Annotated in this window: 23 protein-coding genes, 4 tRNA genes and 1 riboswitch; of the genes, 23 read left to right on the top strand and 4 right to left on the bottom strand. The window is 39.8% G+C overall.

The features are described from left to right. Window positions 1-25 precede the first annotated feature (25 nt). A complete protein-coding gene (thiC, locus tag MKL36_RS00755) occupies window positions 26-1903 on the bottom strand; it encodes a phosphomethylpyrimidine synthase ThiC (protein WP_001072861.1) in 1878 nt (625 codons plus the stop codon). 89 nt (window positions 1904-1992) lie between these two features. Then, window positions 1993-2127: riboswitch (TPP riboswitch) on the bottom strand. A 34-nt stretch (window positions 2128-2161) separates the two neighbouring features. Next, entirely contained in the window at window positions 2162-3244 is a 1083-nt protein-coding gene (locus MKL36_RS00750; protein WP_021510865.1) for a hypothetical protein, read from the bottom strand. A 110-nt stretch (window positions 3245-3354) separates the two neighbouring features. Here MKL36_RS00750 and MKL36_RS00745 point away from each other — a divergent pair, with 110 nt between their 5' ends. From MKL36_RS00745 to phoU, 4 genes are all read left to right on the top strand, one after another. Then, window positions 3355-3936: a TetR/AcrR family transcriptional regulator gene (locus MKL36_RS00745; protein ID WP_021510866.1), complete on the top strand. Its 582-nt coding sequence runs from the start codon at window positions 3355-3357 to the stop codon at window positions 3934-3936. Continuing rightward, a complete protein-coding gene (locus MKL36_RS00740) occupies window positions 3929-4834 on the top strand; it encodes a DMT family transporter (RefSeq protein WP_021510867.1) in 906 nt (301 codons plus the stop codon). Before MKL36_RS00745 ends, MKL36_RS00740 begins: the two co-directional genes overlap by 8 nt. 95 nt (window positions 4835-4929) lie before the next feature. Next, a complete protein-coding gene (locus MKL36_RS00735; RefSeq protein ID WP_000959168.1) occupies window positions 4930-6261 on the top strand; it encodes a TolC family outer membrane protein in 1332 nt (443 codons plus the stop codon). Window positions 6262-6369: 108 nt separating this feature from the next. Next, the gene (gene phoU / locus MKL36_RS00730) at window positions 6370-7092 is read left to right on the top strand and encodes a phosphate signaling complex protein PhoU (protein ID WP_000075183.1); all 723 of its coding nucleotides are present in this window, start codon (window positions 6370-6372) and stop codon (window positions 7090-7092) included. 315 nt (window positions 7093-7407) lie between these two features. Here the strand turns inward: phoU and MKL36_RS00725 are convergent, their stop codons facing one another. Together MKL36_RS00725 and argH are read right to left on the bottom strand one after the other, a co-directional pair. Further along, window positions 7408-7677 carry an oxidative damage protection protein gene (locus tag MKL36_RS00725; RefSeq protein WP_000089996.1) on the bottom strand — a complete coding sequence of 90 codons (270 nt, stop codon included), beginning with the start codon at window positions 7675-7677 and terminating at the stop codon, window positions 7408-7410. 9 nt (window positions 7678-7686) lie between these two features. Then, window positions 7687-9120, bottom strand: coding sequence for an argininosuccinate lyase (argH, locus tag MKL36_RS00720; protein ID WP_021510869.1), 1434 nt, complete (start codon window positions 9118-9120; stop codon window positions 7687-7689). On the opposite strand from argH, the gene MKL36_RS00715 reads away from it, so the two are divergent. From MKL36_RS00715 to tuf, 19 genes are all read left to right on the top strand, one after another. Next, complete coding sequence (locus MKL36_RS00715) at window positions 9111-10250, top strand: sensor histidine kinase (RefSeq protein ID WP_021510870.1); 1140 nt, start codon at window positions 9111-9113, stop codon at window positions 10248-10250. The genes argH and MKL36_RS00715 overlap by 10 nt on opposite strands. A 60-nt stretch (window positions 10251-10310) precedes the next feature. Next, window positions 10311-11051: a LytR/AlgR family response regulator transcription factor gene (locus MKL36_RS00710; RefSeq protein WP_000865993.1), complete on the top strand. Its 741-nt coding sequence runs from the start codon at window positions 10311-10313 to the stop codon at window positions 11049-11051. A 100-nt stretch (window positions 11052-11151) separates the two neighbouring features. After that, the gene (gene hemC / locus MKL36_RS00705; RefSeq protein WP_031945568.1) at window positions 11152-12069 is read left to right on the top strand and encodes a hydroxymethylbilane synthase; all 918 of its coding nucleotides are present in this window, start codon (window positions 11152-11154) and stop codon (window positions 12067-12069) included. A gap of 4 nt (window positions 12070-12073) precedes the next feature. Next, window positions 12074-12841 carry a uroporphyrinogen-III synthase gene (locus MKL36_RS00700; protein ID WP_000897413.1) on the top strand — a complete coding sequence of 256 codons (768 nt, stop codon included), beginning with the start codon at window positions 12074-12076 and terminating at the stop codon, window positions 12839-12841. 8 nt (window positions 12842-12849) lie between these two features. Continuing rightward, window positions 12850-13689: a hypothetical protein gene (locus MKL36_RS00695; RefSeq protein WP_001230201.1), complete on the top strand. Its 840-nt coding sequence runs from the start codon at window positions 12850-12852 to the stop codon at window positions 13687-13689. Between the two features lie 9 nt (window positions 13690-13698). Then, a complete protein-coding gene (locus tag MKL36_RS00690) occupies window positions 13699-14892 on the top strand; it encodes a hypothetical protein (RefSeq protein ID WP_021510872.1) in 1194 nt (397 codons plus the stop codon). A gap of 7 nt (window positions 14893-14899) precedes the next feature. Beyond that, the gene (locus MKL36_RS00685) at window positions 14900-15340 is read left to right on the top strand and encodes an acyl-CoA thioesterase (protein ID WP_000661569.1); all 441 of its coding nucleotides are present in this window, start codon (window positions 14900-14902) and stop codon (window positions 15338-15340) included. A 194-nt stretch (window positions 15341-15534) separates the two neighbouring features. Beyond that, window positions 15535-15861, top strand: a complete 327-nt coding sequence (locus tag MKL36_RS00680; RefSeq protein ID WP_000801427.1) for an H-NS histone family protein — start codon at window positions 15535-15537, stop codon at window positions 15859-15861. A gap of 331 nt (window positions 15862-16192) precedes the next feature. Beyond that, window positions 16193-16936, top strand: coding sequence for a type II secretion system protein N (gspN, locus tag MKL36_RS00675; RefSeq protein ID WP_000730343.1), 744 nt, complete (start codon window positions 16193-16195; stop codon window positions 16934-16936). Continuing rightward, window positions 16936-17772 carry a type II secretion system protein N gene (locus MKL36_RS00670; RefSeq protein ID WP_021510873.1) on the top strand — a complete coding sequence of 279 codons (837 nt, stop codon included), beginning with the start codon at window positions 16936-16938 and terminating at the stop codon, window positions 17770-17772. Before gspN ends, MKL36_RS00670 begins: the two co-directional genes overlap by 1 nt. Before the next feature lie 41 nt (window positions 17773-17813). Next, window positions 17814-20090 carry a type II secretion system secretin GspD gene (gspD, locus tag MKL36_RS00665; protein WP_021510874.1) on the top strand — a complete coding sequence of 759 codons (2277 nt, stop codon included), beginning with the start codon at window positions 17814-17816 and terminating at the stop codon, window positions 20088-20090. 40 nt (window positions 20091-20130) lie between these two features. Further along, window positions 20131-20760: an FHA domain-containing protein gene (locus MKL36_RS00660; protein ID WP_000219972.1), complete on the top strand. Its 630-nt coding sequence runs from the start codon at window positions 20131-20133 to the stop codon at window positions 20758-20760. Between the two features lie 65 nt (window positions 20761-20825). Next, window positions 20826-21494: a phosphoglycolate phosphatase gene (locus tag MKL36_RS00655; RefSeq protein WP_000109463.1), complete on the top strand. Its 669-nt coding sequence runs from the start codon at window positions 20826-20828 to the stop codon at window positions 21492-21494. 108 nt (window positions 21495-21602) lie between these two features. Further along, entirely contained in the window at window positions 21603-23096 is a 1494-nt protein-coding gene (gene trpE / locus MKL36_RS00650) for an anthranilate synthase component I (protein ID WP_021510875.1), read from the top strand. Between the two features lie 98 nt (window positions 23097-23194). After that, window positions 23195-23270 (top strand) — tRNA-Thr (locus tag MKL36_RS00645). Between the two features lie 56 nt (window positions 23271-23326). Next, window positions 23327-23410 (top strand) — tRNA-Tyr (locus MKL36_RS00640). 37 nt (window positions 23411-23447) lie between these two features. Then, window positions 23448-23523, top strand: a tRNA-Gly gene (locus MKL36_RS00635). Window positions 23524-23536: 13 nt separating this feature from the next. After that, window positions 23537-23611: transfer RNA gene (locus MKL36_RS00630), tRNA-Thr, on the top strand. A gap of 162 nt (window positions 23612-23773) precedes the next feature. Then, entirely contained in the window at window positions 23774-24964 is a 1191-nt protein-coding gene (tuf, locus tag MKL36_RS00625; protein WP_001029610.1) for an elongation factor Tu, read from the top strand.

Below are 24964 nucleotides of genomic sequence, written 5' to 3'. Positions count from 1 at the left end.
CTAGGCAAGTGTTTTTTTTGAATATTTACACTTTATGATACAGTTTTTGTCCTTGCTCTTGATAAACCTCTTTCATTGCTTTGAGGCCTTCTTCAACCTCTGAATCGCTATTGGTGAGATTGTTGGCATAGTCACGTACATTCTGGGTGATTTTCATCGAACAGAATTTTGGACCACACATTGAGCAAAAGTGAGCAGATTTATGCGCTTCTTTTGGTAAAGTCTCGTCATGCATGCTGCGTGCTGTATCGGGGTCTAGGCTTAGGTTGAACTGGTCGTCCCAACGGAATTCGAAACGTGCTTTAGACAAGGCATTATCACGAACCTGTGCACCCGGATGACCTTTGGCAAGATCGGCTGCGTGTGCTGCAATCTTGTAGGTAATAATTCCGTCTTTTACATCTTTCTTGTTTGGTAAACCTAAATGTTCTTTAGGTGTCACATAGCAAAGCATTGCTGTGCCATACCAGCCAATCATGGCTGCACCAATAGCAGAAGTAATGTGGTCATAACCCGGAGCGATATCTGTGGTTAAAGGCCCAAGCGTATAGAATGGAGCTTCTTTACACACTTCTAACTGTAAGTCCATGTTCTCTTTAATCATATGCATTGGTACGTGCCCTGGACCTTCGATCATGACCTGCACATCATGTTCCCATGCACGGTGAGTCAACTCACCCAGTGTTTTAAGTTCGCTGAACTGCGCTTCGTCATTTGCATCTTGAATACAACCCGGACGTAAGCCATCGCCTAAGCTAAATGACACATCATAGGCTTTCATGATTTCACAGATTTCATCGAAGTGTGTGTATAAGAAGTTCTCTTCATGATGAGCGAGACACCACTGCGCCATGATTGAACCACCACGAGATACAATACCTGTTAAACGATTTGCTGTAAGTGGCACATAGCGAAGCAATACACCTGCGTGAATGGTGAAGTAGTCAACACCTTGTTCAGCTTGTTCAATAAGCGTGTCTTTAAAGATTTCCCAAGTCAGGTTCTCAGCAACACCATCAACTTTTTCAAGTGCTTGATAAATTGGTACGGTACCGATTGGAACTGGTGAGTTACGAATAATCCATTCACGTGTTTCATGAATGTTCTTACCTGTAGACAAGTCCATAATGGTGTCAGCGCCCCAACGGGTTGCCCATGTCATTTTCGCAACTTCTTCATCAATTGAAGAACCAAGCGCCGAGTTACCAATATTGGCATTAATCTTAACCAAGAAGTTACGGCCAATAATCATTGGTTCAAGTTCTGGGTGGTTAATGTTGGCAGGAATAATAGCGCGGCCTTCGGCAACTTCTTGGCGAACAAACTCAGGTGTAATTTCTTTTAAGTTTTTCGCACCAAAGTTTTGACCTGGGTGCTGGCGCATATCTACAGCTTCACGTTGACGCTGATTTTCACGAATTGCAATATATTCCATTTCAGGCGTGATAATACCTTGCTTGGCATAGTGCATTTGAGTGACATTTTTGCCTGCTTTAGCGCGGCGTGGGTTTTGAATATGTGCAAAGCGAATATCAGCAGTACGAATATCTTTTAAACGCTCCTGTCCAAACTTTGAAGTTAGGCCAGAAAGAACGTCAGTATCGTTACGCTCTTCAATCCATTTTTGACGAACTGAAGGTAAACCTTTGTTTAAATCAATTTGAACATTCGGGTCAGTATAAACACCTGAAGTGTCATATACCATAATAGGTGGGTTGTGCTCACCACCAAGGCCAGTTGGGGTATCGGTTAAAGAAATTTCTCGCATTGGAACCTGAATATCAGGGCGAGAGCCTTCAATATAAACTTTTTTAGAAGCGGGTAAGATGCGGGTTAAGTCTTTTGCATCTTGTTCATGTTGTGCTGAAATTTCAGCAGAAGAGAGATTCGTTAATTGGTTCATCACATGATCCTTATGAATAACATCAACGAATCAAGCACGACCAAAAACGATGGCGGATTTATCTTGAACTAGATAAATTGAGGGCTTAGGTTTTCAGATGGCTTGATTCCTACGCAGGTCTTAACCTGATCAGGTTCAACGGTACTTGTGATCAAACTGGTGTTGCGATAACACGAAATTTACACAATCTCAGCGAGCTATTACTCGCGCTCCGTCAAGCGATTTAAAGACTAACATGTTTTAGGTTGGCTGGCATTGTCAATTTGTATCTATACAAACTGCATCTATATGGCAGTCACGATAGACTTCCGTGTTCCATGGCGAATCTAATTTTAATAACTGTTCAAGTTGTTCATGCACAATCTGATAGGTAGATTTCTTTTGCCCATTTTCATCAGTTAAATCTGTCTTGAATTGTGTATTACGCTCATCGACAGGGGTGGCAATAAATTTAAGAAATTGTTGGGCAGGTTTCGCTAAACTTGATTGGCTCTGAGTTGATAAAAAGCGGATTTGCTGAAGTGCATCAGGGTCAAACCATGTGTTCGGGGCATATTCATTCGACACAGGTGTGTTATCTAGACCAAAGAAAATGAAGTATCGATATTCATTAAAGAGTAATTTGGCATCATTAATAAAATAACTCTTTGGATATTTTTGAATAAACTTTTCCCAAAATAAAGCACGTTCAGTGAGCTCTTTCCATGAAACAGCCAAAGCACCATCGTTATAGAAAATGTCTTGATTGTCTTTTGCCATACGAGATAAAAATTCTTTCTGGTCAGCGGGTAAAGCCTTAGAAAAAACATCAACTAAGTAGTTTGGCTGGCGACGATAAGTAAACATACCTTCACCTTGATAGAGCAGCTCAATATAGGCTTGGCCTTCGTGTTGAATTAAATATTGGTCACGCGGACTCAGTTGATCGAATAATTTCTTCTGGCTTTGTATGACCTTTTTAGGGTCTCTTTGTTTTTGGTCTAAAACGGCATAACCAAAAGCTTCAAAAGCTCTAGCTGTTTTGTCAGTGTAGTCTTGTTTAAGAAAACGTTGATACATGGTTGTTGATGCATCAATTAGCTTAAGCTGTTCCTCATTTTTTAACGAAGGAACACAGTTTTTAAGCTTTTCATTAATTTGATTTAAGTCTTCTATTTTACTGTTCTGATTAATCGTGTGCATGGCTACCATAATTTGTAAGCAGCTACTGTCTCGCTGTTCGGTGGCCTTTTGCGCAGTTGATTTTTGCTCTTTAGATACAGTTTGATCTTGCTGTGAGGTTTTATTGCAGCCAGCTAAAAGTAGTGCACTGCACATACTCATCATTAGAATTTTTTTCATCTTTATATTTTTATCGAAGTTGATATTGCTCAAATTATAACGCTTAAAAAGATTGCATCACTGTTAGAAATCTTTATTATTAGGTAGGTCGGTCTACTTAGGTAAAAGCTATGAATGATAAAACAGCAAGACAGAAAATTCTCGATGCAGCGGCAACACTGTTTTATAACGATGGCATTACTGCAACAGGAATTAATACGGTTACGGCTAAAGCAGATGTAGCCAAAATGTCGCTTTACAATAATTTTTCTTCAAAAGGTGAACTTGTTGATGCCTATATTGCTGCACGACATCAAGAGTGGTTAGACCTTTATCAAAAGCGTTTAGAAAAAACAAAAACAGCTAAAGAAGCTATTTTGGCCGTATTTGATGCCTATCAAGATCATGCCGAGTTTGCTTATGAAAAGGGTTTTAGAGGATGTGGGCTATTAAATGCTGCGGCAGAGTTCCCAGCGAATAGTTCAGGACGAAATGCTGTAAGACAGCATAAAGAACAAGTTGAGGCGATTGTTGCCGAGCATTTAAATCGCTTATTAAAAGATTCACAGCGTGTTAGCTATATCGCCTCACAACTTTCTTTTTTATTAGAAGGGTCGATGGCAAGAGCTGGTTTAGAGGGTAGTAGCCGTCAACTTCAATTAGCGAGACAAATGGCAGAAGATATTTTAGATCGAGAATACCAACATGATTAGCCTTATTAAAAATAGTAGTTATGGTGGCACTATTGCAATTTTAGTGGCCTCTTGCTTATGGGGAACCACGGGCACAGCCGCAGCATTTGCCCCAACACTCGGACCACTTGCAATTGGCGCGGTTGCTATGGGGGGAGGTGGGCTTTTACAGGCATTGATTGCATCTCAGGCCATTCGGGAACACCGACAATTTATTGGACGAAATATTTCTATTATTCTTTTAGGTGTTGTGGCAGTTGGGATATATCCCCTAGCTTTTTATTCTTCCATGCATTATGCCGGAATTACGATTGGTACGGTGGTTTCAATTGGTTCGGCTCCACTCATTGCAGCAGTTTTAGAGCGGTTCTTTGACCGTAAAGTTTTATCTAAAAAGTGGTTCCTAAGTTTTGTGTTGGGTGTTGTGGGGGTAAGTTTATTATCTATGGGCGAAAGCCACGCAGCACAAGAGAGTACAAATGAATGGAATAAAATTTTTGGTATTTTTCTTGGGCTGGTAGCGGGTGCAACATATTCACTTTATTCATGGGCTGCAAAAAGATTAATAGACCGAGGTATTGCTGCTAAAGCTGCAATGGGCATGATTATGGGTGGTGGGGCAATCATCTTGCTTCCAACTTTATTAATTACAGGTGGTGGGTTACTGCAAAGTTCAACAAATTTACTTGTTGCTGGCTATATGATGCTTATCCCTATGTTTTTAGGTTATTTACTTTTTGGTTTCGGGTTAAAAACTGTAAATGCGAGTAAAGCCACCACTTTAACTTTATTTGAACCTCTTGTTGCAGCGATTTTTGCCATTGTTTTGGTTGGTGAAAGTGTCTCATGGATTGGGTGGGTAGGCATGTTTTTGATTTTCATTTGTATTTTGATGTTATCAAAGCCTGAAAATACATAAAAAATGAAAACTTTTACTGGCTTGAGTTTAAATTAAATTTTTCTTAGTCTTAAAGCCAAGTTTTATCGTTGATTTAAACAATGAAAATAAAATTAATGCTTGTTGCGGGTTTATGGAGTTTTACATCGTCGAGTTTTGCTCTAGATTTAGTTGAAACTTATGAGCGCGCAAAACTAAATGATCCGACGTGGCAAGCGAATCAACAACAGTTTGAAGCAGATCAGCTTAATTTAGGCTTAGCAACAGGCGCTTTACTACCAACAGTTACATTATCTGGAAATATTACCCGTAATCGACAAACGGTAAAGCGTTCAAATTTTCCCGGTGTTGATCAGGAAGGACTTTCCGATGCTTTGGTAAGTAATACATCGACTACCAAACAGGCAACTTTATCTGCCCGTCAGCCTCTTTTTCGTATGGATGCATGGGAAGGTTATAAACAGGTTAAAACTTCGGTTGCTCTTAGTGAAATTACTTTAAAACTGCAAAAACAAGATCATGTTTTAAATGTAGCTGAAGCCTATTTCAATGTATTGCGTCAGCAGGCACTTACCGCTGCATATTTACAAGAAGAAAAAGCCTTGCTTGAACAGCTCAATATGATGAACGCCAAGCTTAAAGAAGGGTTGGTAGCACGTAGTGATGTGAGTGAAGCAAATGCCCAATATCAAAATGCCCGAGCCAACCGTATTGCTACCAATGTGCAGCTTTTATTGGCTCAAGAGCAACTATCTGAATATATTGGTCCTTATCAAGATAAGCTTGCTGTATTGAGAAGTGATTTTATCTTTCAAAAACCTTATCCGGCACAGCTCGATGAGTGGTTAGGATTAGCCCAACAGCAAAATTTAAAGATTCAACAAGCACGTTTACAAAAGCGATATGCTGAAGATCAACGTCGTGTGGAAAAAGCTGCACTTTATCCCCAGATAGATGCAGTGGCGAGTTATGGTTATACCAAACAAACGCCAGAAACGCTGATTTCGACTGATGGGAAGTTTGATCAGGTCGGGGTAGAGATGAACTGGAACTTATTTAATGGAGGTCGGACCCGAACTTCTATTAAAAAAGCCAGTGTGGAGTTAAATAAAGCGCAAGCCCAACTTGATGCGGCCATTCGCCGTGCCAATGTCGATGTGAAAAGTGCTTTTATGCAGGTAGATACCGACCGAGCAAAGCTTGAAGCAAGAAAGGCGGCAATGGACTCTTCAGCACTTGTTTCTCAAGCTTCAAAAGCAAGTTATAACGAAGGCTTAAAAAGTATGGTCGATGTTTTATTGGCGCAGCGTAATGCTTTTTCAGCAAAACAGGATTATCTTAATGCTCAGTATGACTATTTATTAAATGTATTACGTTTAAAAGCGGCTGTAGGTCAGCTAGGGGAAAAAGATCTAGTTGAATTAAACAGCTGGTTAACGTATCAGTAATAAAAAAATGGTTTTATCTGAAATTTAATTTTGTCATAAAAATTTAATGATTGATGTGTTTTAATGCTCAATCATTTTATCCCTGCGCCATCATGTTGGAGGCTTCCCTTGAGTCCGAGTAATCCGGTGTTAAGCCATCATATTTCTTCTCAATTTAATGAAGATTTGCAAGATGTGAACACAAAGTTTATGACCATGGGTGGCTTGGTCGAACAACAGGTTGCCAATGCAATTCATTCTTTACTTGATACAGATGCGAACTTAGCAATTGATGTTCAATTTAAAGATAATGCAGTCAATCAATACGAACGTGATATTGATGAAGGGCTGACGCTGATTTTGGCACGTCGTCATCCGGCAGCAATTGACTTGCGTATGGTAATTGCCATGAGTAAAGCCAATACTGACCTAGAGCGTATTGGGGATGAAGCTGCAAAAATTGCCCGTATTGCGCAAAATCTATGTGAAGAGGGCGGTTCTCCTCGTGGCTATATGGAAACACGTCATATTGGTAACCAAGTACGAGTCATGATTCATGACGCACTTGATGCTTTTGCACGTTTAGATGCAGATCAGGCATTACGTGTACTTTTAGCCGATGCTGACATCGACCGTGAATATCAGTCGGCAACGCGTACTTTAATGACTTATATGATTGAAGACCCGCGTCATATTGCCCGTGTGATTAATGTCATGTGGGTTTTACGTTCTTTAGAGCGTATTGGTGACCACGCTCGTAATATTGCTGAACAGGTCATTTACATGGCAAAAGGCTTTGATGCACGCCATACCAAAATTGAAGAAATTGAAGCAAAAGTACACGAAAAGTAATATGTGAGCTGAGATATTTAAAGGCCTTGTTTGAAACAAGGCCTTTTTATTTTTTTTAAATAATAGATAAAAAAATGTCCCGAACTTTGGGGGGAAGTTCAGGACAGAAAATCAAGTGCATTAAGAGAAAACACGACAGGGATCGTGTCTTACTTGCTATGAATTGATATTAAAGTTTCAGCCAATTCATGTCATGTAGAGTCCTGTGCACTCTATGTAAGGCTTTATATGTTTGTGTAAGTTTCACGTAAAAAAAGGCAGGTCTATGTATATAAACCTGCCTTTTTAAAAAATGATGAGCTTGGAATGAACCTGTTATTCTGGTTTCCAGCCTTCCGCTTTTTCAACGCTCTCATCATTATTGAAGAACTTCTCACGTTGCTCTTCAAGGAATTTTTTCGCTTCTGGTTCAAACACGTTTAAACGCTTTTCATTAATTAGCGTAGTTTGGTGTTGTAACCATTCTTGCCATGCTTGCTTAGAAACATTTTCAAAAAATTCCTGACCTTTAGCACCTGGAAATGGAGCGAAGTCCAATCCTTCCATTTCCTTTTGGTATTTACGGCAAAATACTTGTCGACTCATTTTGTATCCTTAAGCGTATAACTGTTCTAGACGTTTATGGGCACGTGCAATCGCAGCTTCAACCTGTTTTGGTGAAGTTCCGCCAATATGATCACGCGCATTTACCGAAGCTTCTAGTGTCAAAGCTTTATCAAATACATCTGCTGTAATTAGGTCAGAGAATTGTTGTAATTGCTCAAGTGTTAACTCAGATAAATCTTTTTCTTCAGCAACACCTAATGCAACAGCTTTACCTACAATTTCATGCGCATCACGGAACGCAACGCCTTTTTTCACTAAGTAGTCAGCAAGATCAGTTGCTGTAGAGAATCCGCGAAGAGCAGCTTCACGCATGATTTCAATATTTGGAACCAATGCAGGGATCATGTCAGCAAACGCCATGAGTGAACCACGAACGGTATCAATGGCATCAAATAAAGGTTCTTTATCTTCTTGGTTGTCTTTGTTGTACGCCAGTGGTTGACCTTTCATAAGCGTAAGTAAGCTAATTAAGTCACCAAATACGCGGCCAGATTTACCACGGATGAGTTCTGGAACATCAGGGTTTTTCTTCTGCGGCATGATTGAAGAACCAGTACAGAAGCGATCAGGAATATTTACGAATTTAAACTGTGCAGAAGTCCAAAGAATAAGTTCTTCAGACATACGCGATAAATGCATCATGATTAGAGATGCTGCTGCATTAAATTCGATAGCAAAATCACGATCAGATACAGCATCAAGAGAGTTTTCAGATACAGCTTCAAAGCCTAGTAACTCTGCTGTATAAGCACGATCAATCGGGTAAGTTGTACCAGCGAGAGCCGCAGACCCAAGTGGCATACGGTTAACACGCTTACGGCAGTCTTGAAGACGTTCAGTATCACGAACTAACATTTCAAACCATGCCAACAAGTGATGGCCGAAAGTTACCGGTTGAGCTGTTTGTAAGTGTGTAAAGCCAGGCATAATAGTATTTACATTTTTGGCAGCCAAGCCCAACAAACCTTTTTGTAAACGCTCTAATAAGCCTAAAATGTCGTCAATTTCGTCGCGGAGATAAAGACGGATATCAGTTGCAACTTGGTCGTTACGGCTACGGCCAGTGTGTAGTTTTTTACCTGTAATACCGATACGTTGAGTCAAACGTGATTCAATGTTCATGTGAACATCTTCAAGATCGATACGCCATTCAAAAGTTCCAGCTTCAATTTCTGCACGAATGGTGCTTAAACCTTCAATAATGTCGTCTCGTTCTGCTTCTGTCAGTACGCCAACTTTCGCAAGCATGGTAGCATGCGCAATAGAACCAGCGATGTCTTGCTTATAAAAACGCTGGTCAAATTGAACAGAGGCGGTAAATTCGGCTACAAAAGCATCCGTCGCTTCAGAAAAACGACCACCCCACATACCTGAGGTTTGGTTTGGGGCTGCTGAATTAGGGGGATTTGAAGATGTGGTCATGGTGGCTCAGTAAAATAAAAAAGAGTATATCACTTGCCGAAGCTCAACAAACAAAGTTGTTTTCTACAGCATATCGAAATCAAAATTCCTCCTATTTTTTTACGAAAATTGATCGTTGGCAACATTTATTAGAATTAATTATCGCAAGTAATGTTTTAGCTCTGGTTTTAGCTTTGGCTGAAGCACAGTCTTGGCATGCATTAAACGGTTCACGTCTTTTACAATACATCGTTTTTATTAACTGGGTGATTTTGTCTTTTTTTGCATTGGTTGAACATTTTCAGGATTTTTTTAGTCAGCTACAGCAAAAATATGCTTTGGTAATTGGCTTTGTTATGCTGCAAGCGATAGTTGTGGTAACCACCATAATAAGCAATTTTTTTCAGTTCGGAGTTTTGAAAAAAACATCTGTTATAACGCAGGACTGGAGCATTTATTTTACCAATGTCCCTTTATATTTAAGTTATGGAATATTATTAGGGGCCTTTTGTCTGCGTTATTTATATGTTCGAGAACAATGGTTACACCAACAATATGCAGAATTAAATGCCCGTATTCAGGCAATGCAGGCTCGCATCCATCCTCATTTTTTATTTAATAGTTTAAATAATGTGGTGAGTTTAATAACGATAGATCCAGATAAAGCAGAAAGTATGTTAATTAGCCTGTCACGACTGTTTAGGGCGAGTTTTCAAGAATTAAAATTAGTGAGCTTGCATGAAGAAATTGAGCTTAGTAAACAATATTTAATGATTGAGCAAATACGTTTGGGCGAGCGTTTAAAAGTCGAATGGAAAGTGGAAATTGAACCTTTGCAATTAAAGCAGGTCACTATTCCTTTATTGACATTACAACCTTTATTAGAGAATAGTATTTTTCATGGGGTAGAGCCAATGATGGGTAAAGCAACCATTGGGGTATTGGTTGAAATATTGCAAAATCAGGTCAGTATAGTCATTACCAACCCTTATACACACGATACAATAAATTCACGGAAAGGGCATGGAATCGCTCTTGAAAATGTTAAACAGCGCTTAAAAGCGTATTATGGGAATTCAGTGAGATTCCAGGTATATAAGGGTGAGGCTTTATATACCACTATTATGAGCTATCAATACCAATCAAAATAATAAGTCAGTCAGAGTTAACCATAAAAAAATGGACCAAGTTAACGGTGACAAGGAGGATGAATGAAGGTGCTAATTTGTGATGACGAACCACTTGCAGTGGAACGATTGTCACGTTTAGTTTCAAAGATGGGACATGAGGTTGTCGCAACAGCTCATCATGGCCAAGATGCCTTGGAACAGGCACGGCTTCATCACCCAGATGTGATTTTACTTGATATCCAGATGCCGGGTATGAATGGTCTCGTCTGTGCGGAACAATTAAGCCAACTTAATCCTCGACCTGCCATAGTGTTTTGCACAGCTTATGATCAGCATGCATTGGAGGCATTTAAGTCACAAGCACAAGCTTATCTTCTTAAGCCCATTGATCCTCAAGAGCTGGAGCAGACATTTAAGCAATTAACCCAGCTAACGCAAGCGCAGCTCAGCGCTTTGCCTAAACCTGAGCTTTTACAGGATTTAAAAACACAACGTCATCAAATTGCTGCTAAAACCTATCGTGGGGTTGAGCTAATTCCTGTTGAAAATATCTATTACTTTTTAGCAGATCAGAAATATGTCACGGTACGTCATAAAAATGGCAGCGTATTGATTGACGAAACACTTAAAGAACTTGAAACTGAGTTCGCAGATCAGTTCATCCGTATTCACCGTAATGCACTGGTCTCGATTGCTTATTTAGATGGTTTAGAGCTAGTAAGTTCGGGCCAATATCAGGTTCGCTTACGTGGCTTAGATGAAAGACTTTCCGTAAGCCGCCGTCATTTATCTACCCTTAGAGAACGGATACACCAACTTTAACCTGTATTCATCTTATTTTTGCTTGTGAGATTTTACTTGCAATTTTAAGGGATCAAGTTAAGTTTAGGGTGTATTGTTTGACCAGCCCATGCTTGAATTTATGAAAACCTTGAAAATTGCTACACGACAAAGCCCACTTGCTCTTTGGCAGGCAGAACATATTCGTGCCCGTTTACAGGAGCTTCACCCAGATTTAACGGTGGAGTTGGTCAAGTTTGTCACGCAGGGCGATAAAATTTTAGATACACCTTTAGCAAAAATTGGTGGCAAAGGGTTGTTCGTTAAAGAATTGGAAGCAGCACTTTTAGATGGTCGTGCGGATCTTGCTGTACATTCAATGAAAGATGTTCCGATGGCGTTACCAGAAGGTTTAACTTTGGCCGTAATTTGCGAACGTGAAGATCCGTTAGATGCTTTTGTTTCGAATAAATTTGAAAAATTTGCTGATTTGCCGCAAGGAGCAAAAGTTGGCACCTCAAGTTTACGTCGTAAATCACAAATTTTAAAACAACGTCCAGATCTACAAATTATTGATTTACGTGGTAATGTCGGTACCCGCTTAGCGAAGCTAGACGATGGTCAATATGATGCCATTATCTTGGCGAGTGCTGGTTTAAAACGTTTAGGATTGGCAGAACGCATTCGTCACTGTATCGAGCCAAGTGTAAGTTTGCCTGCGGTGGGACAGGGCGCTCTTGGTTTGGAATGCCGCGCAGATGACCAAGAAGTATTGGCTTTAATTCAGCCACTTCTACACCCAGAGACAGATATATGTGTACGTGCTGAGCGAGCATTCAATGCCTATCTTGAAGGTGGTTGTCAGGTGCCGATTGCAGGTTATGCAACACTCCAAGATGGTAAAATTCATATTGAAGGCCGTGTAGGTAGTGTTGATGGGCAAACATTATTACGGGCTGAGCTTACAGATGAAGCGAATAATGCTCAGCAATTAGGTGAAAACCTTGCTCGGAACTTACTTGATCAAGGCGCTGGTGATTTATTAAAGGCCCTCTACTAACGCTATGTTGTTTATTAATACCCGACCTGACTCGCGTGCGGCTGAATTAACTCATGCTTTGCAGAATAAGGGGTTTCAGGTCGAGTCTTTACCTCTTTTAGAACTGGTTGCTCAACCTTTCTCAGAATCACTCTTTCAACTCTATCAGCAGTTAACTGGTGCACAAGCGATTGTAGTGGTTAGTCCCACTGCTGTTGATGTGGGGATGCAGTATTTAGCACAAAGTGGTTTAAAAATAGATGAGCTAAAACATATTCAATGGATTGCGGTGGGGCAGGCGACGGCTAATCGTCTTCACGACTATGGGATTGAAGCGCATGTTCCTGAGGTTGAAACTTCCGAGGGAATGCTTAACTTGCCTCTTCTTCATCGTATGCAAAAATCAGGTAGTGTAGCTTTTTGGAGAGGTGAAGGCGGCCGTCAATTTATGATGGAAACTTTGCAACAGCAAGGAATTCAGATTTTAAATTTTGTTCTATATCGCCGGCAGTGTCCGCAAGCTTCATATTCGACATTCAAACATCTGACACAGAATTCAAATTATAATTTAGATAAATGGCTCGTCTTAATTACTAGTGAGGCGAGCTGGAAATACTGGTTAGAGCTTTGTTTAAAAAATAAGGCACAACCTGATTGCGTATATTTAGTTTTAGGACCACGCCTTTTTCAACTTGTTAAAGACTATCGCGATCAGCAACAAGCTCATTTTCACATTATTCAACTTGAAAATTTATCGCCTTCGGGGATGATTCATCACATTCAGGCATTATAAGGATTCGTATGAGAAAACTTGTTTCTATCATCATTTTGCTGGGCATCGCTTGGGTGGCTAAGCTCAGCTACGATATGTGGCAAATTTCTCGTACCGTCCCTGAACTTCAGCAAAGCTTGCTGCAATCTGAACAGCAATATGCCAATTTGAATGATCAATTGGTTGCTTTGCAAAGACAAATTCAAAATCAACCAAGTCATAATTCTAAAACAACGCCTTTAGCAACGACTGAAGTTGTTCAAACCGGAATTGCACCGACCGTATTAATTAAACAAAAATTAGAGTTAATCCAGTTTGCAATTGACCAACAGCAATTTATTTATGCTGTAGATCATCTAACCCAACTACAGCAAACCCTACCACAATATGGAATTGCTCCTGCATTACAACACAGCTTAAATCAGGCTCTTGAGCAAGATAAGCAGGCTATTCAACAGTTTGTGCTTGCTCAAAATCAGCGACATCAACTCATTGACGATTTACTCCAGAATATTGATAAAAATATTCAGCAAGCCTTAAAACAGCCTAAATTTGAGATGGACCAATCCGAGGCTGTGTCATGGTGGAAAAAATGGTTCCGTATTGAGAAAGTAGAAACGCCGTCTATTAATTTAATGAACCGAAGTGTAGTGCTTAAAGAAGTGCAATTAAGGCTGTTAATTGCTGAGCAAGCTTTAAACCAAGGAAAAATGGCTGAATATCAAAATGAGTTGCAGACAGTAATGCAAAAACTAAATGAATTACCCGATGCGACTAGCCAACAACTCAAGAACCGTATTGCTAAAGTGGCGCATTTATCTGTAGTGCCTGTTCCTAAATTATCGACACTTGGTCTAATCGGCTCATAAGGAGGACACATGAAGCATCTCCTGTGGGTTTACTTTTTAATTAGCTTAATCCTGTTTGCAGCTTTGGCCTTATTAAGTTATGGCTATGGTATGGGTTATGTCTATATTTACTGGCGGCAATTGCAATTGCAAACAAATGTATGGGGACTAGTCCTTACGTTTGTTGTGATGAGCTTTATTGCTCAGGTGATATGGCTCTGGATTAAGCGTTATTCTTCTCGGGAACAAAGAAAGAGAGAGAATATTTTTCAGTTTAAAAACCTTCATCCGTATGAACAATTAGGTATTGTCTGGTTATTAGAGGCTGCTGAAGATCAACGGGTATTTATCGAACGTGTTTTTACTCAATCAGGCCTTCTAAAAAATATTATTGATGCCAAATTTCTAGTTTTAAGTGGAGATTACCAAAAAGCTTTAGAGGCCTTGGATCAATCCCCACCAATGGCTTTTGAGTTAGCAGAATTACAGCGTATTGAAATATTCTTGGCACAAAACGAAGCTGAACGTGCCTTAACCCATCTTGAGTTTTTATATCAGCATCAGTTATCGCCATGGCTTGAAGAAATTGAGACAGCATATCAACAACGTTTAACGGCGCTTTGGGGCCAGCTTGCTTTACAACAACCATGGGTATACTTGCGTTCTATGAAATATGGTTTGTTGGACGCTGAACATCGTGATTTATGGTTACAACAATTACTTCAACAGTTTGATCAAGCTTCAATAGATGATTTACAAGCATTGCAACAGCGCTATCTAGATTTAGAGTCAGAAATTCAAACCAGACCTTATAGCAGTAAATTGTTATGGTTAAAACTTTTGGCCCGTATGCCAGAAATGAGTATTCAGCATGAAGCATTAACCTTGCATTTACTCAAAGAGCAATTCGATCCGGACGTATTTTACTTATGGTTTCAGCAACAATTGCTTAAGCAGGTTCCTGACTATGCCGATGTCGAAGAAAAGATTAATCAATTTGAATCTCAATATATGAATTTGCCAGTTTTAACATTTGCAAAATGGCATGTTTACATGGCAACAGGTCGTCAAGCTGAAGCAGAAATATTATTAAGTTTATATCCAGATAATATTTTAATGAGCTATTTACGTATTAAATCAACCTTAAAAGAAGATGATGAGTTAATCAAACAGTTAAACCTAATCTTTGAAAATGATGCGAATTTTTTAAAATTTAAAATCTGAGGTAAAAATGAAAGAACTGTCTGTCTACCCTGTAATATACGACCAGAAAGTAGCATGGGGAGATATGGATGCTTTTGGCCATGTCAATAATGTGCAATATTATAGATATATTGAAAGCTCACGTATTTTATATATGGAAAATGTAAATATATTAACTCCAAATATATATACTGTTGTTGCTTCAAGTCAGTGCAAATATTTAAAACCTGTGTTTTATCCAGATGTATTGAAAGTAGGGGTTCGTGTAGAAGAGCTACGTAAGAGCGCGTTCCGTATGGCTTATATATTATGGAGTGAATCGCAGCAGCAAATCGTTGCTACAGGTGAAGCAGTTATGGTTTGTGTGAATAAAATGACAGGATTAAAATGTGAAATACCAAGTGAAGTAAAAAGTAAAATTATTGAATTAGAAAAATCAGTTGGGCATGATTTAATACATTTAGCTTAAATAAATATTAAGAAAATATATTACAATTATAATTGCTAATGTAATTAAAAAGTAAATTTATAGCGTTATTCTGATGAACTTGACTTTCAAACTATTGCTTATTGAATAGAATATAAATATGATTGGTTATGATTTAATGTTTTTAAATTTTGTCTGTATTATTTGAATTGTCAGTAAGACTGGAGTATTTATTAATGAAACCGGATATTAGTGAATTATCTGTTGAAGAGTTAAAACGCTTACAAGAAGAAGCAGAAGCTTTAATTGCAAGCAAAAAAGATCAAGCAATCGAAGATGCATATAATCAAATTATCGAGATTGCTGAAAATGTAGGTTTTAGTGTTGAACAGCTTCTAGAATTTGGCGCTCAAAAACGTAAGAAAACAACACGTAAATCTGTAGAACCACGTTACCGTAACAAAAACAATGCTGAAGAGACTTGGACTGGTCGCGGTAAACAACCACGTTGGTTAGTTGCTGAAATTGAAAAAGGTGCAAAACTTGAAGATTTCTTAATCTAATTGTATTGCCTCTTAAAAAGCCAAGCGATTCTGCTTGGCTTTTTTATTTTTAAAAGAATTAAAAAAATTTTATTTTAAATATGAATATTCAATAAGGTGTTTGAATTCCTAATTAAGAGCATTGTTGAGACTAAACTTTCATTTAGTAAGATCAATCGTAAATTTCATGATTTTGTCATACGTTCAACTTATAGTCTTTAGCGAGACGCCAAGCCCGATTGCTTGGTTTTTTTATATGAAGTGAATTGGCGATGTTGAAAAAGTATGCATAATGTCAGACTAGAGAGGAACTCTCATATAAGGATGATAATTTGCATGTTGGTAAGGCTGAATGAAGAAAAAGTCTAAGCAATGGAAGTGGTGGTTTTTTGCCCTCATTGCATTTTTAATTTTTATTATTTTACAGATTCCGGCGACTTGGCTTATCTCTAAATTTTCAAAGAATAATCAAACTGTCCATAATGTAAGTGGCAACATCTGGCAGGGGCAGGCAGACTGGCACCGTGGGGCGTTACGAGGCACTATCCACTGGAAAACGAGACCGCTAGACTTACTTTTATTACGCTTTGCTGCAGATGTTGATATTCATAGTGGTAATACGCAATTAACGGGGATTATGGCGTATGGTTTTGGAAAAAAAGTTATTGTAAGGGATATGAATGGCCAGATTGCTCCAGAAACACTGAAGCAAATTGTAAATTGGCAATGGCCTGTAAACAGTATTCAACTTAAAGATATCCAATTTAATTATAAAAAAGAGCAAGGCTTTGCGGCAGTTGATGGGCAATTGCATTGGGGTGGTGGGGCGCTCATTTATAATATTGGTGATCGTCAAGATCGTATGAATATGCCTTCTTTAAGTGGGCAATTAACTGACCAGAACGGACAGCTACAAGTGGACATCCGTGATCAGCGTAATCAAAAAATGGCCAATCTTTTACTAGATGCCAATATGATGCTGGATGTTCAGCTCACACAGCGTTTATTACTCAATGTTCCATCATATGACGGTAAAGCCGGTTTGGATACTTTTGTCATTAGTTCTCGCCAACCATTATTACAAGGTGGTAACTAATGAAAGTATGGATTGATAAATTACAGCAATTGCAATGGCAAAAATTAGATCGACTGAGTGTAGTGGTCCTTGCCATTTTAATTTTATGGTTATGCTGGAAACTCGCTTCATTTTTTTGGTTGGTGATTGCGCCTCCTCAACTGATGCAATTTGATCGGGTAGAACTCGGTTCTCAACAACCACAAATACCAAATATTAGTACTTTTTCACTTTTTAACGAACCTTCTGCCAATGCGGCTCAAGAAAGCGTGAATTTAGAATTGCAGGGTGTAATGGTCGGCTATCTAAACCGGTTTTCCTCTGCTGTTATTAAAATTGATAATACTGCTGAGCGTTATCGAGTTGGTGAAACCATTGGTTCAACTTCTTACCAATTGGCAGAGGTGTATTGGGATCATGTTGTGTTGAGTCAAGGAAATGGCAGTACCCGTGAACTTCAGTTCAAAGGTTTGCCAAATGGTTTATATCAACCGATGACTCCGGATGCTTCACAACAAAGTGCTACACCGTCTCAACCTACAGAGCCTATGAATACGGCCCAACAGGCATTGGGACAAGCGATCCAGCAGATGCAAGGTAACCGAGAGCAGTATCTCCGAGATATGGGGGTAAGTGGTAACTCAGGTGAAGGCTATGAAGTTACAGAACGTACACCGACTGCACTTAGAAATAAGTTAGGTTTAAGACCTGGCGATCGAATTGTCTCTTTGAATGGTCAAACGGTTGGGCAAGGGCAAACGGATGTGCAATTACTTGAGCAGGCTCGTCGAGCAGGGCAAGTAAAAATAGAAATAAAACGTGGTGATCAAGTGATGACCATACAACAAAATTTTTAGTGATAACACGTCACCATAAGAGTTAGGAAATATCGCGAGTTATGGCTTTATTGAATCATCAACGTCCACTTTGGGCATTACTTGCAGCAGCCCCATTGATTGCGACAGTAAGTAGCAGTGCCTATGCCCAAACATGGAAGATCAATTTACGTGATGCTGACTTAACTGCCTTTATTAATGAAGTTGCAGACATTACAGGAAAAAATTTCGCTGTAGATCCGAGAGTACGTGGTAATGTCACGGTTATTTCTAATAAGCCATTAAATAAAGATGAAGTTTATGACCTATTTCTTGGGGTCTTAAATGTAAACGGGGTGGTTGCAATTCCTTCTGGTAATACCATTAAGCTTGTACCGGATAGCAATGTTAAAAACTCGGGAATTCCTTATGATTCTAGAAATAGGCTTCGTGGTGATCAAATCGTTACACGTGTGATTTGGCTGGAAAATACTAATCCAAATGACTTAATTCCAGCACTCCGTCCCTTAATGCCACAATTTGCACATATGGCGGCAATTGCAGGAACCAATGCACTTATTGTTTCTGATAGAGCTGCGAATATTTATCAACTTGAAAATATTATTCGTAACTTGGATGGAACTGGGCAAAATGATATTGAAGCGATCACGCTTCAGTCGAGCCAGGCAGAAGAAATTATTACCCAGCTTGAAGCGATGAGCGCAACAGGCGCATCTAAAGATTTTAGTGGTGCCCGTATTCGTATTATTGCTGATAATCGGACAAACCGTATTTTAATAAAAGGTGATCCGCAAACACGTAAACGTATTCGTCATATGATTGAGATGCTGGATGTACCTTCGGCAGATCGTTTAGGTGGCTTAAAAGTTTTCCGTTTGAAGTATGCCAGTGCTAAAAACTTGTCTGAAATTTTGCAAGGCTTAGTCACAGGACAGGCAGTATCTTCATCGAATAATAGTAATAATTCATCTAACTCATCGAATCCGATTAATAGTTTAATTGGTAATAACCAGAATTCTGGTTCAAATACATCGGGTTCAAATGGTGCCTCAATTTCAACTCCTGCAATTAACCTAAACGGTAATTCGAACAGTAGTAATCAGAATAATATCACCAGCTTTAATCAAAACGGTGTGAGTATTATTGCAGATAATGCTCAGAACTCATTAGTAGTTAAAGCTGATCCCCAATTAATGCGTGAAATTGAATCAGCGATTCAACAACTAGACGTTCGTCGTCAACAAGTGCTTATTGAGGCCGCAATTATTGAAGTCTCTGGAGATGATGCAGATCAACTTGGAATTCAATGGGCACTCGGTGATTTATCTAGTGGGATTGGTTTACTTAGCTTTAGTAATGTAGGGGCGAGTTTATCTTCTATTGCTGCTGGTTATTTATCGGGTGGTTCGGCTGGAGCTGCATCTGCTATCGCTAATGGAGCTAATAAAGGTAATGGTGCAACTTTAGGATTGGGTAATTTTGATAACTCTCGTAAGGCATATGGTGCATTAATTCAGGCTCTCAAAACCAATACAAAATCAAACTTACTTTCGACACCGTCCATTGTGACGATGGATAATGAAGAAGCTTATATTGTTGTAGGTCAGAACGTTCCATTTGTCACAGGGTCGGTCACTACCAATAGTACAGGTATCAATCCCTATACAACTGTTGAGCGTAAAGATGTCGGTGTGACCTTGAAAGTTGTTCCACATATCGGTGAAGGTGGTACAGTTCGTTTAGAAGTAGAGCAAGAAGTTTCTGCTGTTCAAGATAGCCGTGGGCAAGCAGCTGACTTGGTGACAAGTAAGCGCGCTATTAAAACAGCTGTTTTAGCCGAGCATGGGCAGACTGTGGTGCTAGGTGGATTGGTGTCGGATGACACTTCGCTTTCAAGACAAGGTATACCTGGTTTAAGTAGTATTCCTTATGTTGGGCGATTGTTCCGATCAGATAACAGAAGCAATGTAAAACGTAACCTTCTCGTTTTTATTCACCCAACAATTGTGGGCGATGCAAATGATGTACGCCGTTTATCTCAGCAGCGCTATAATCAACTTTATAGCTTGCAATTGGCTATGGATAAAAATGGCAACTTTGCAAAATTACCTGAGCAAGTTGATGATATTTATAACCAAAAAATGACCCCGCCGAGTATTGCCTCTAAGCCAAAAAATTACCAACAGGTTCCATCAGGTGGTAAAAGTTCGACCATAACTACGCCGGTAGCTGTAGAACCTACCGTCCAAAAGCAAACACTACAGTTGCCTGATCCTGAAATTAATCGTACTAAAAATACAGTAACAACAACGACACTGCGTCCAAGCACAGCGCCGTAGTAGCATGTTATGATTAATAAAAAATGAATAGGACATAGGCATGACTTGGAAATTACAAGCAATTACTGGTGAATTTACTGGCCAAGAAATTAATGTTGATCGTGATATGTTGGTGGGACGTCATCAAGATGCCGATTTATTACTACAGGCTGCTGAAATTTCACGACGCCATGCAGCATTGCTGTTAAAAGATCAAGCGCTATGGGTGCAAGACCTTAATTCATCGAATGGTACGTTTGTGAACGATATTCGTATTGAGCAAGAAAAACAGTTGCATGATGGTGATATTGTTCAATTCGCAAGTTTAAAATTTTCAGTTTTCGCCCCTACACAAGAAAATACTGATTTACCTGAAATTGAGGTGGAGCCAGTACAAACAGCACCGATACAAGATTTAAGCGATCAAGGTATGCCAAGTATTGCGGAGCGTGCAGCAGAAACTGAAGTGAGTCGTGATGGAATGCCTCAGCGAGTTTCTGTACCAAAACCAGCACCGATTCCTGAAGGGGTGGATATTCATGCTCAGCCAGAACAAACTCCTGTTGCTATTGAGGAGCCAGTTTCTCGGGTTACTGAAGAGAAAGAGCAGCAAAAGAATGCATCTATTGGTCTAGTGACCATTATTATTTTAGTGATTTTAGCTGTATTGGCGTGGTTATTCTTTAAATAATTCGTTGGTGCTTTTACAATCAAGGCATGCTAAACGCATGCCTTTTTAATTTTGAGTAGAAGAAAATGTCTGTTGCACAACTAAGTAAGCGCGATTTAATTTTATTTGATCTAGATGGAACGTTGGTTGACTCCGCTGCCGATTTATATCGGTCTATGAACTTAAGTCTGCAATCACTCAGTTGGCCATTGGTAACAGAAGCACAAATACGGGAATGGGTAGGTAAAGGGGCTTCAAAACTTTGCGAAAGTGTTCTGCTTCATATATTTGGAAAATTAGATGTTGAACAACATAAAGTTTTATTACAGAAATTTGTAGAGGTATATGGTGCGGAGCTGTGTGTGAATACTCAAATTTACCCAGGCGTACCTGAGTTTTTAAAACATTGCCAAACTTTGAATATCAAAATGGCATGTGTGACTAATAAGCCTGTCAAACTTGCTCAAGGGTTACTGGATGCGCTAGAGCTTTCTTCTTATTTTCAAGTTGTACTTGGAGGAGATAGCTTACCTGAAAGAAAGCCGCACCCACTACCATTATTGCATTGCATGGAAAGCCTAAAAATATCTGCTTCACAATCATTAATGATTGGCGACTCAAGTAATGATATTGAAGCTGCACGCCGTGCTGGAATTGATTGTATTGTGGTTAGCTATGGCTATAATCATGGAGAGAATATCTATGATTGCCAACCTCAGCAAGTTGTTGATAGTCTTGCTGAGTTAATTGTCTAATGAAGAAAATGGAGATAAGAATGAATAAGCGTATGGTTTTTCGATGGCGTGTCTAAACCGAATCTAGAAAAACACACTTTTAAATCGAAACCATATTAGAGAAGATTCATGACAACATTAGCGCAATTCGAGCAACTTAAGGCTGCTGGTTACAATACTATTCCTGTTTATCGTCAACGTTTAGCGGATACAGAAACCCCATTATCTGTTTTTGCTCGTTTTAAGGATCAAACACAGGCTTACTTATTTGAGTCTGTTGAAGGGGGGGAAAACTGGGCGCGCTACTCTATGATTGGTTTAGGCGAATCAACAGTTTTTTCTTGTAACGCTGGTGTTTTATCTATACAACATGCTGACGGATCAGTAACACAGCAAAATTGTCTAGACCCATTCCAATATATCCGTGAATTCCAAAAACAATTTAAAGTTCCTGCGGCTAAACTCTTACCAGACTTACCAAGCTTTACGGGCGGCTTGGTGGGTTATTTGGGCTACGATGCTGTCCGCTACATCGAGCCACGTTTAAAGAATGTACCTGCGGCTGATCCGATTACGCTGCCAGATTTATGGTTGATGCTCTCAAAGACAGTCATTGTTTTTGACAATCTTAAAGATACGCTATTTTTAATTGTGCATGCGGATACAGAGCAGAGTAATGCTTATGAAGACGCTCAACAAAAATTAGATCAATTAGAACAGTTGTTGGCGACTCCAGTTAGTTTGCAAGCGCGACCACATACGCCTCCGCATTTTGAATCAATTACTGGTAAAGCAAAATTCTTAGAGACGGTAGAGAAAGTTAAAGAGTATATCCGTGCAGGCGATGTGATGCAGGTTGTACCTGGGCAGCGTATGGTTTCTGATTTTGATGGAGAAGCTTTACAGGTTTACCGTGCATTACGTCATTTAAATCCATCACCTTATCTATTCTTGGTTCAAGGGCAAACGATTACTGATAAAAAACCATTTCATATTGTTGGCTCATCACCGGAAATTCTATCTCGTTTAGAAAATGGTATTGCTACAGTTCGACCTTTGGCAGGAACTAGACCGCGCGGTAAAACTAAAGAAGAAGATATAGCATTAGAAAAAGATTTGCTGTCTGATGAAAAGGAGATTGCTGAACATTTAATGCTGATTGATCTTGGGCGAAATGATGTAGGGCGCGTATCGAAGATAGGTAAAGTCCAAGTCACGGATCAAATGGTGATTGAGCGTTATTCACATGTCATGCATATTGTTTCAAATGTACAAGGTGAAGTGCGTGATGATATTGATGCACTTGATGTATTTAAAGCCACCTTTCCGGCAGGAACGTTATCAGGTGCCCCAAAAATTCGTGCAATGGAAATTATTGATGAAGTAGAGCCTGTGAAAAGGGGAGTTTTTGGCGGGGCTGTTGGTTATTTGGGATGGCATGGTGAAATGGATATGTCAATTGCAATCCGTACTTGTGTTATCTGTGATAAAAAGGTGTATGTACAGGCTGGTGCAGGGCTAGTTGCTGACTCAAATCCAGAATCTGAGTGGAATGAAACCCAAATAAAAGCTCGCGCAGTGATCAAAGCGGTTGAATTATCATCAAACGGATTGATTTTATGAGTTTTTAGCGGTTTTTTTTAAAAAACCGCTTGCATCGTTTGGAAGTTTTGCTAAACTGCACACCGTTCCGATACGAAACGTACGAAACACTAAGAAACGCCGGCATAGCTCAGTTGGTAGAGCAACTGACTTGTAATCAGTAGGTCCACAGTTCGAATCCGTGTGCCGGCACCATTTTAAAGTGTTAAGTTGATTGAGTAAAGAACGGCACTGTAGATAAGTGCGATATTGGTGAGATTCCCGAGCGGCCAAAGGGGGCAGACTGTAACTCTGTTGCGAAAGCTTCGAAGGTTCGAATCCTTCTCTCACCACCATCTCTAAACTTCGAGTGAAGTGGTTATTACCAACGTTGCGGGAGTAGCTCAGTTGGTAGAGCGGCAGCCTTCCAAGCTGCATGTCGCGAGTTCGATCCTCGTCTCCCGCTCCATCGAAGGATAGTCGCTCTTATAGCTCAGTGGTAGAGCACTCCCTTGGTAAGGGAGAGGTCTCGAGTTCAAATCTCGATAAGAGCTCCAGATATTAAAGTTTAATGTGGATTTCCACAAAGTTTTCAAAAAGCAGGCTATATAGTCTGCTTTTCAAGTATTAGGTGTCTAGTTTTTTTAGGCGATATGTCGATAAACTGAGTTAGCTCAGCGCCATTTGTAGGTGGTTCGACGTAAACGAGGAAGATCATCATGGCTAAAGCCAAGTTTGAACGTAATAAACCACACGTAAACGTGGGTACAATCGGTCACGTTGACCATGGTAAAACAACTTTAACTGCTGCGATTGCAACAATTTGTGCAAAAACTTACGGCGGTGAAGCGAAAGATTACTCACAAATCGACTCAGCACCTGAAGAAAAAGCACGTGGTATTACAATTAATACATCACACGTAGAATACGATTCTCCAACTCGTCACTACGCACACGTTGACTGCCCAGGCCACGCCGACTACGTTAAAAACATGATCACTGGTGCTGCTCAGATGGACGGCGCGATCCTTGTATGTGCTGCAACTGACGGTCCAATGCCACAAACTCGTGAGCACATCCTTCTTTCTCGTCAGGTAGGTGTACCTTACATCATCGTATTCTTAAACAAATGCGACCTTGTTGATGACGAAGAATTACTTGAATTAGTAGAAATGGAAGTACGTGAACTTCTTTCTACTTATGACTTCCCAGGTGATGATACTCCAGTAATCCGTGGTTCAGCTCTTGCAGCGCTTAACGGTGAAGCTGGTCCTTACGGTGAAGAATCAGTTCTTGCTCTTGTAGCAGCACTTGACTCTTACATCCCAGAGCCAGAGCGTGCAATCGACAAAGCATTCTTGATGCCAATCGAAGACGTATTCTCAATTTCTGGTCGTGGTACAGTAGTAACAGGCCGTGTTGAAGCTGGTATCATCAAAGTTGGTGAAGAAGTAGAGATCGTTGGTATTAAAGATACGGTTAAAACAACTGTAACTGGCGTAGAAATGTTCCGTAAACTTCTTGACGAAGGCCGTGCAGGTGAGAACTGTGGTATCTTACTTCGTGGTACTAAGCGTGAAGAAGTACAACGTGGTCAAGTACTTGCTAAACCAGGTACAATCAAGCCGCACACTAAATTCGACGCAGAAGTATACGTACTTTCTAAAGAAGAAGGTGGTCGTCACACTCCATTCTTAAATGGTTACCGTCCACAGTTCTACTTCCGTACAACTGACGTAACTGGTGCGATCCAGTTGAAAGAAGGCGTTGAAATGGTAATGCCAGGTGACAACGTTGAAATGTCAGTAGAATTAATCCACCCAATCGCAATGGACCCAGGTCTACGTTTTGCGATCCGTGAAGGTGGTCGTACTGTAGGTGCTGGTGTTGTTGCTAAAGTAACTGCATAA

The organism is Acinetobacter sp. AOR12_HL, from assembly GCF_027855275.1.
GTDB lineage: Bacteria > Pseudomonadota > Gammaproteobacteria > Pseudomonadales > Moraxellaceae > Acinetobacter > Acinetobacter baumannii.
Note: the sequence above shows the minus strand (reverse complement) of the source record. Positions and strands in the feature narration are given on the sequence as shown.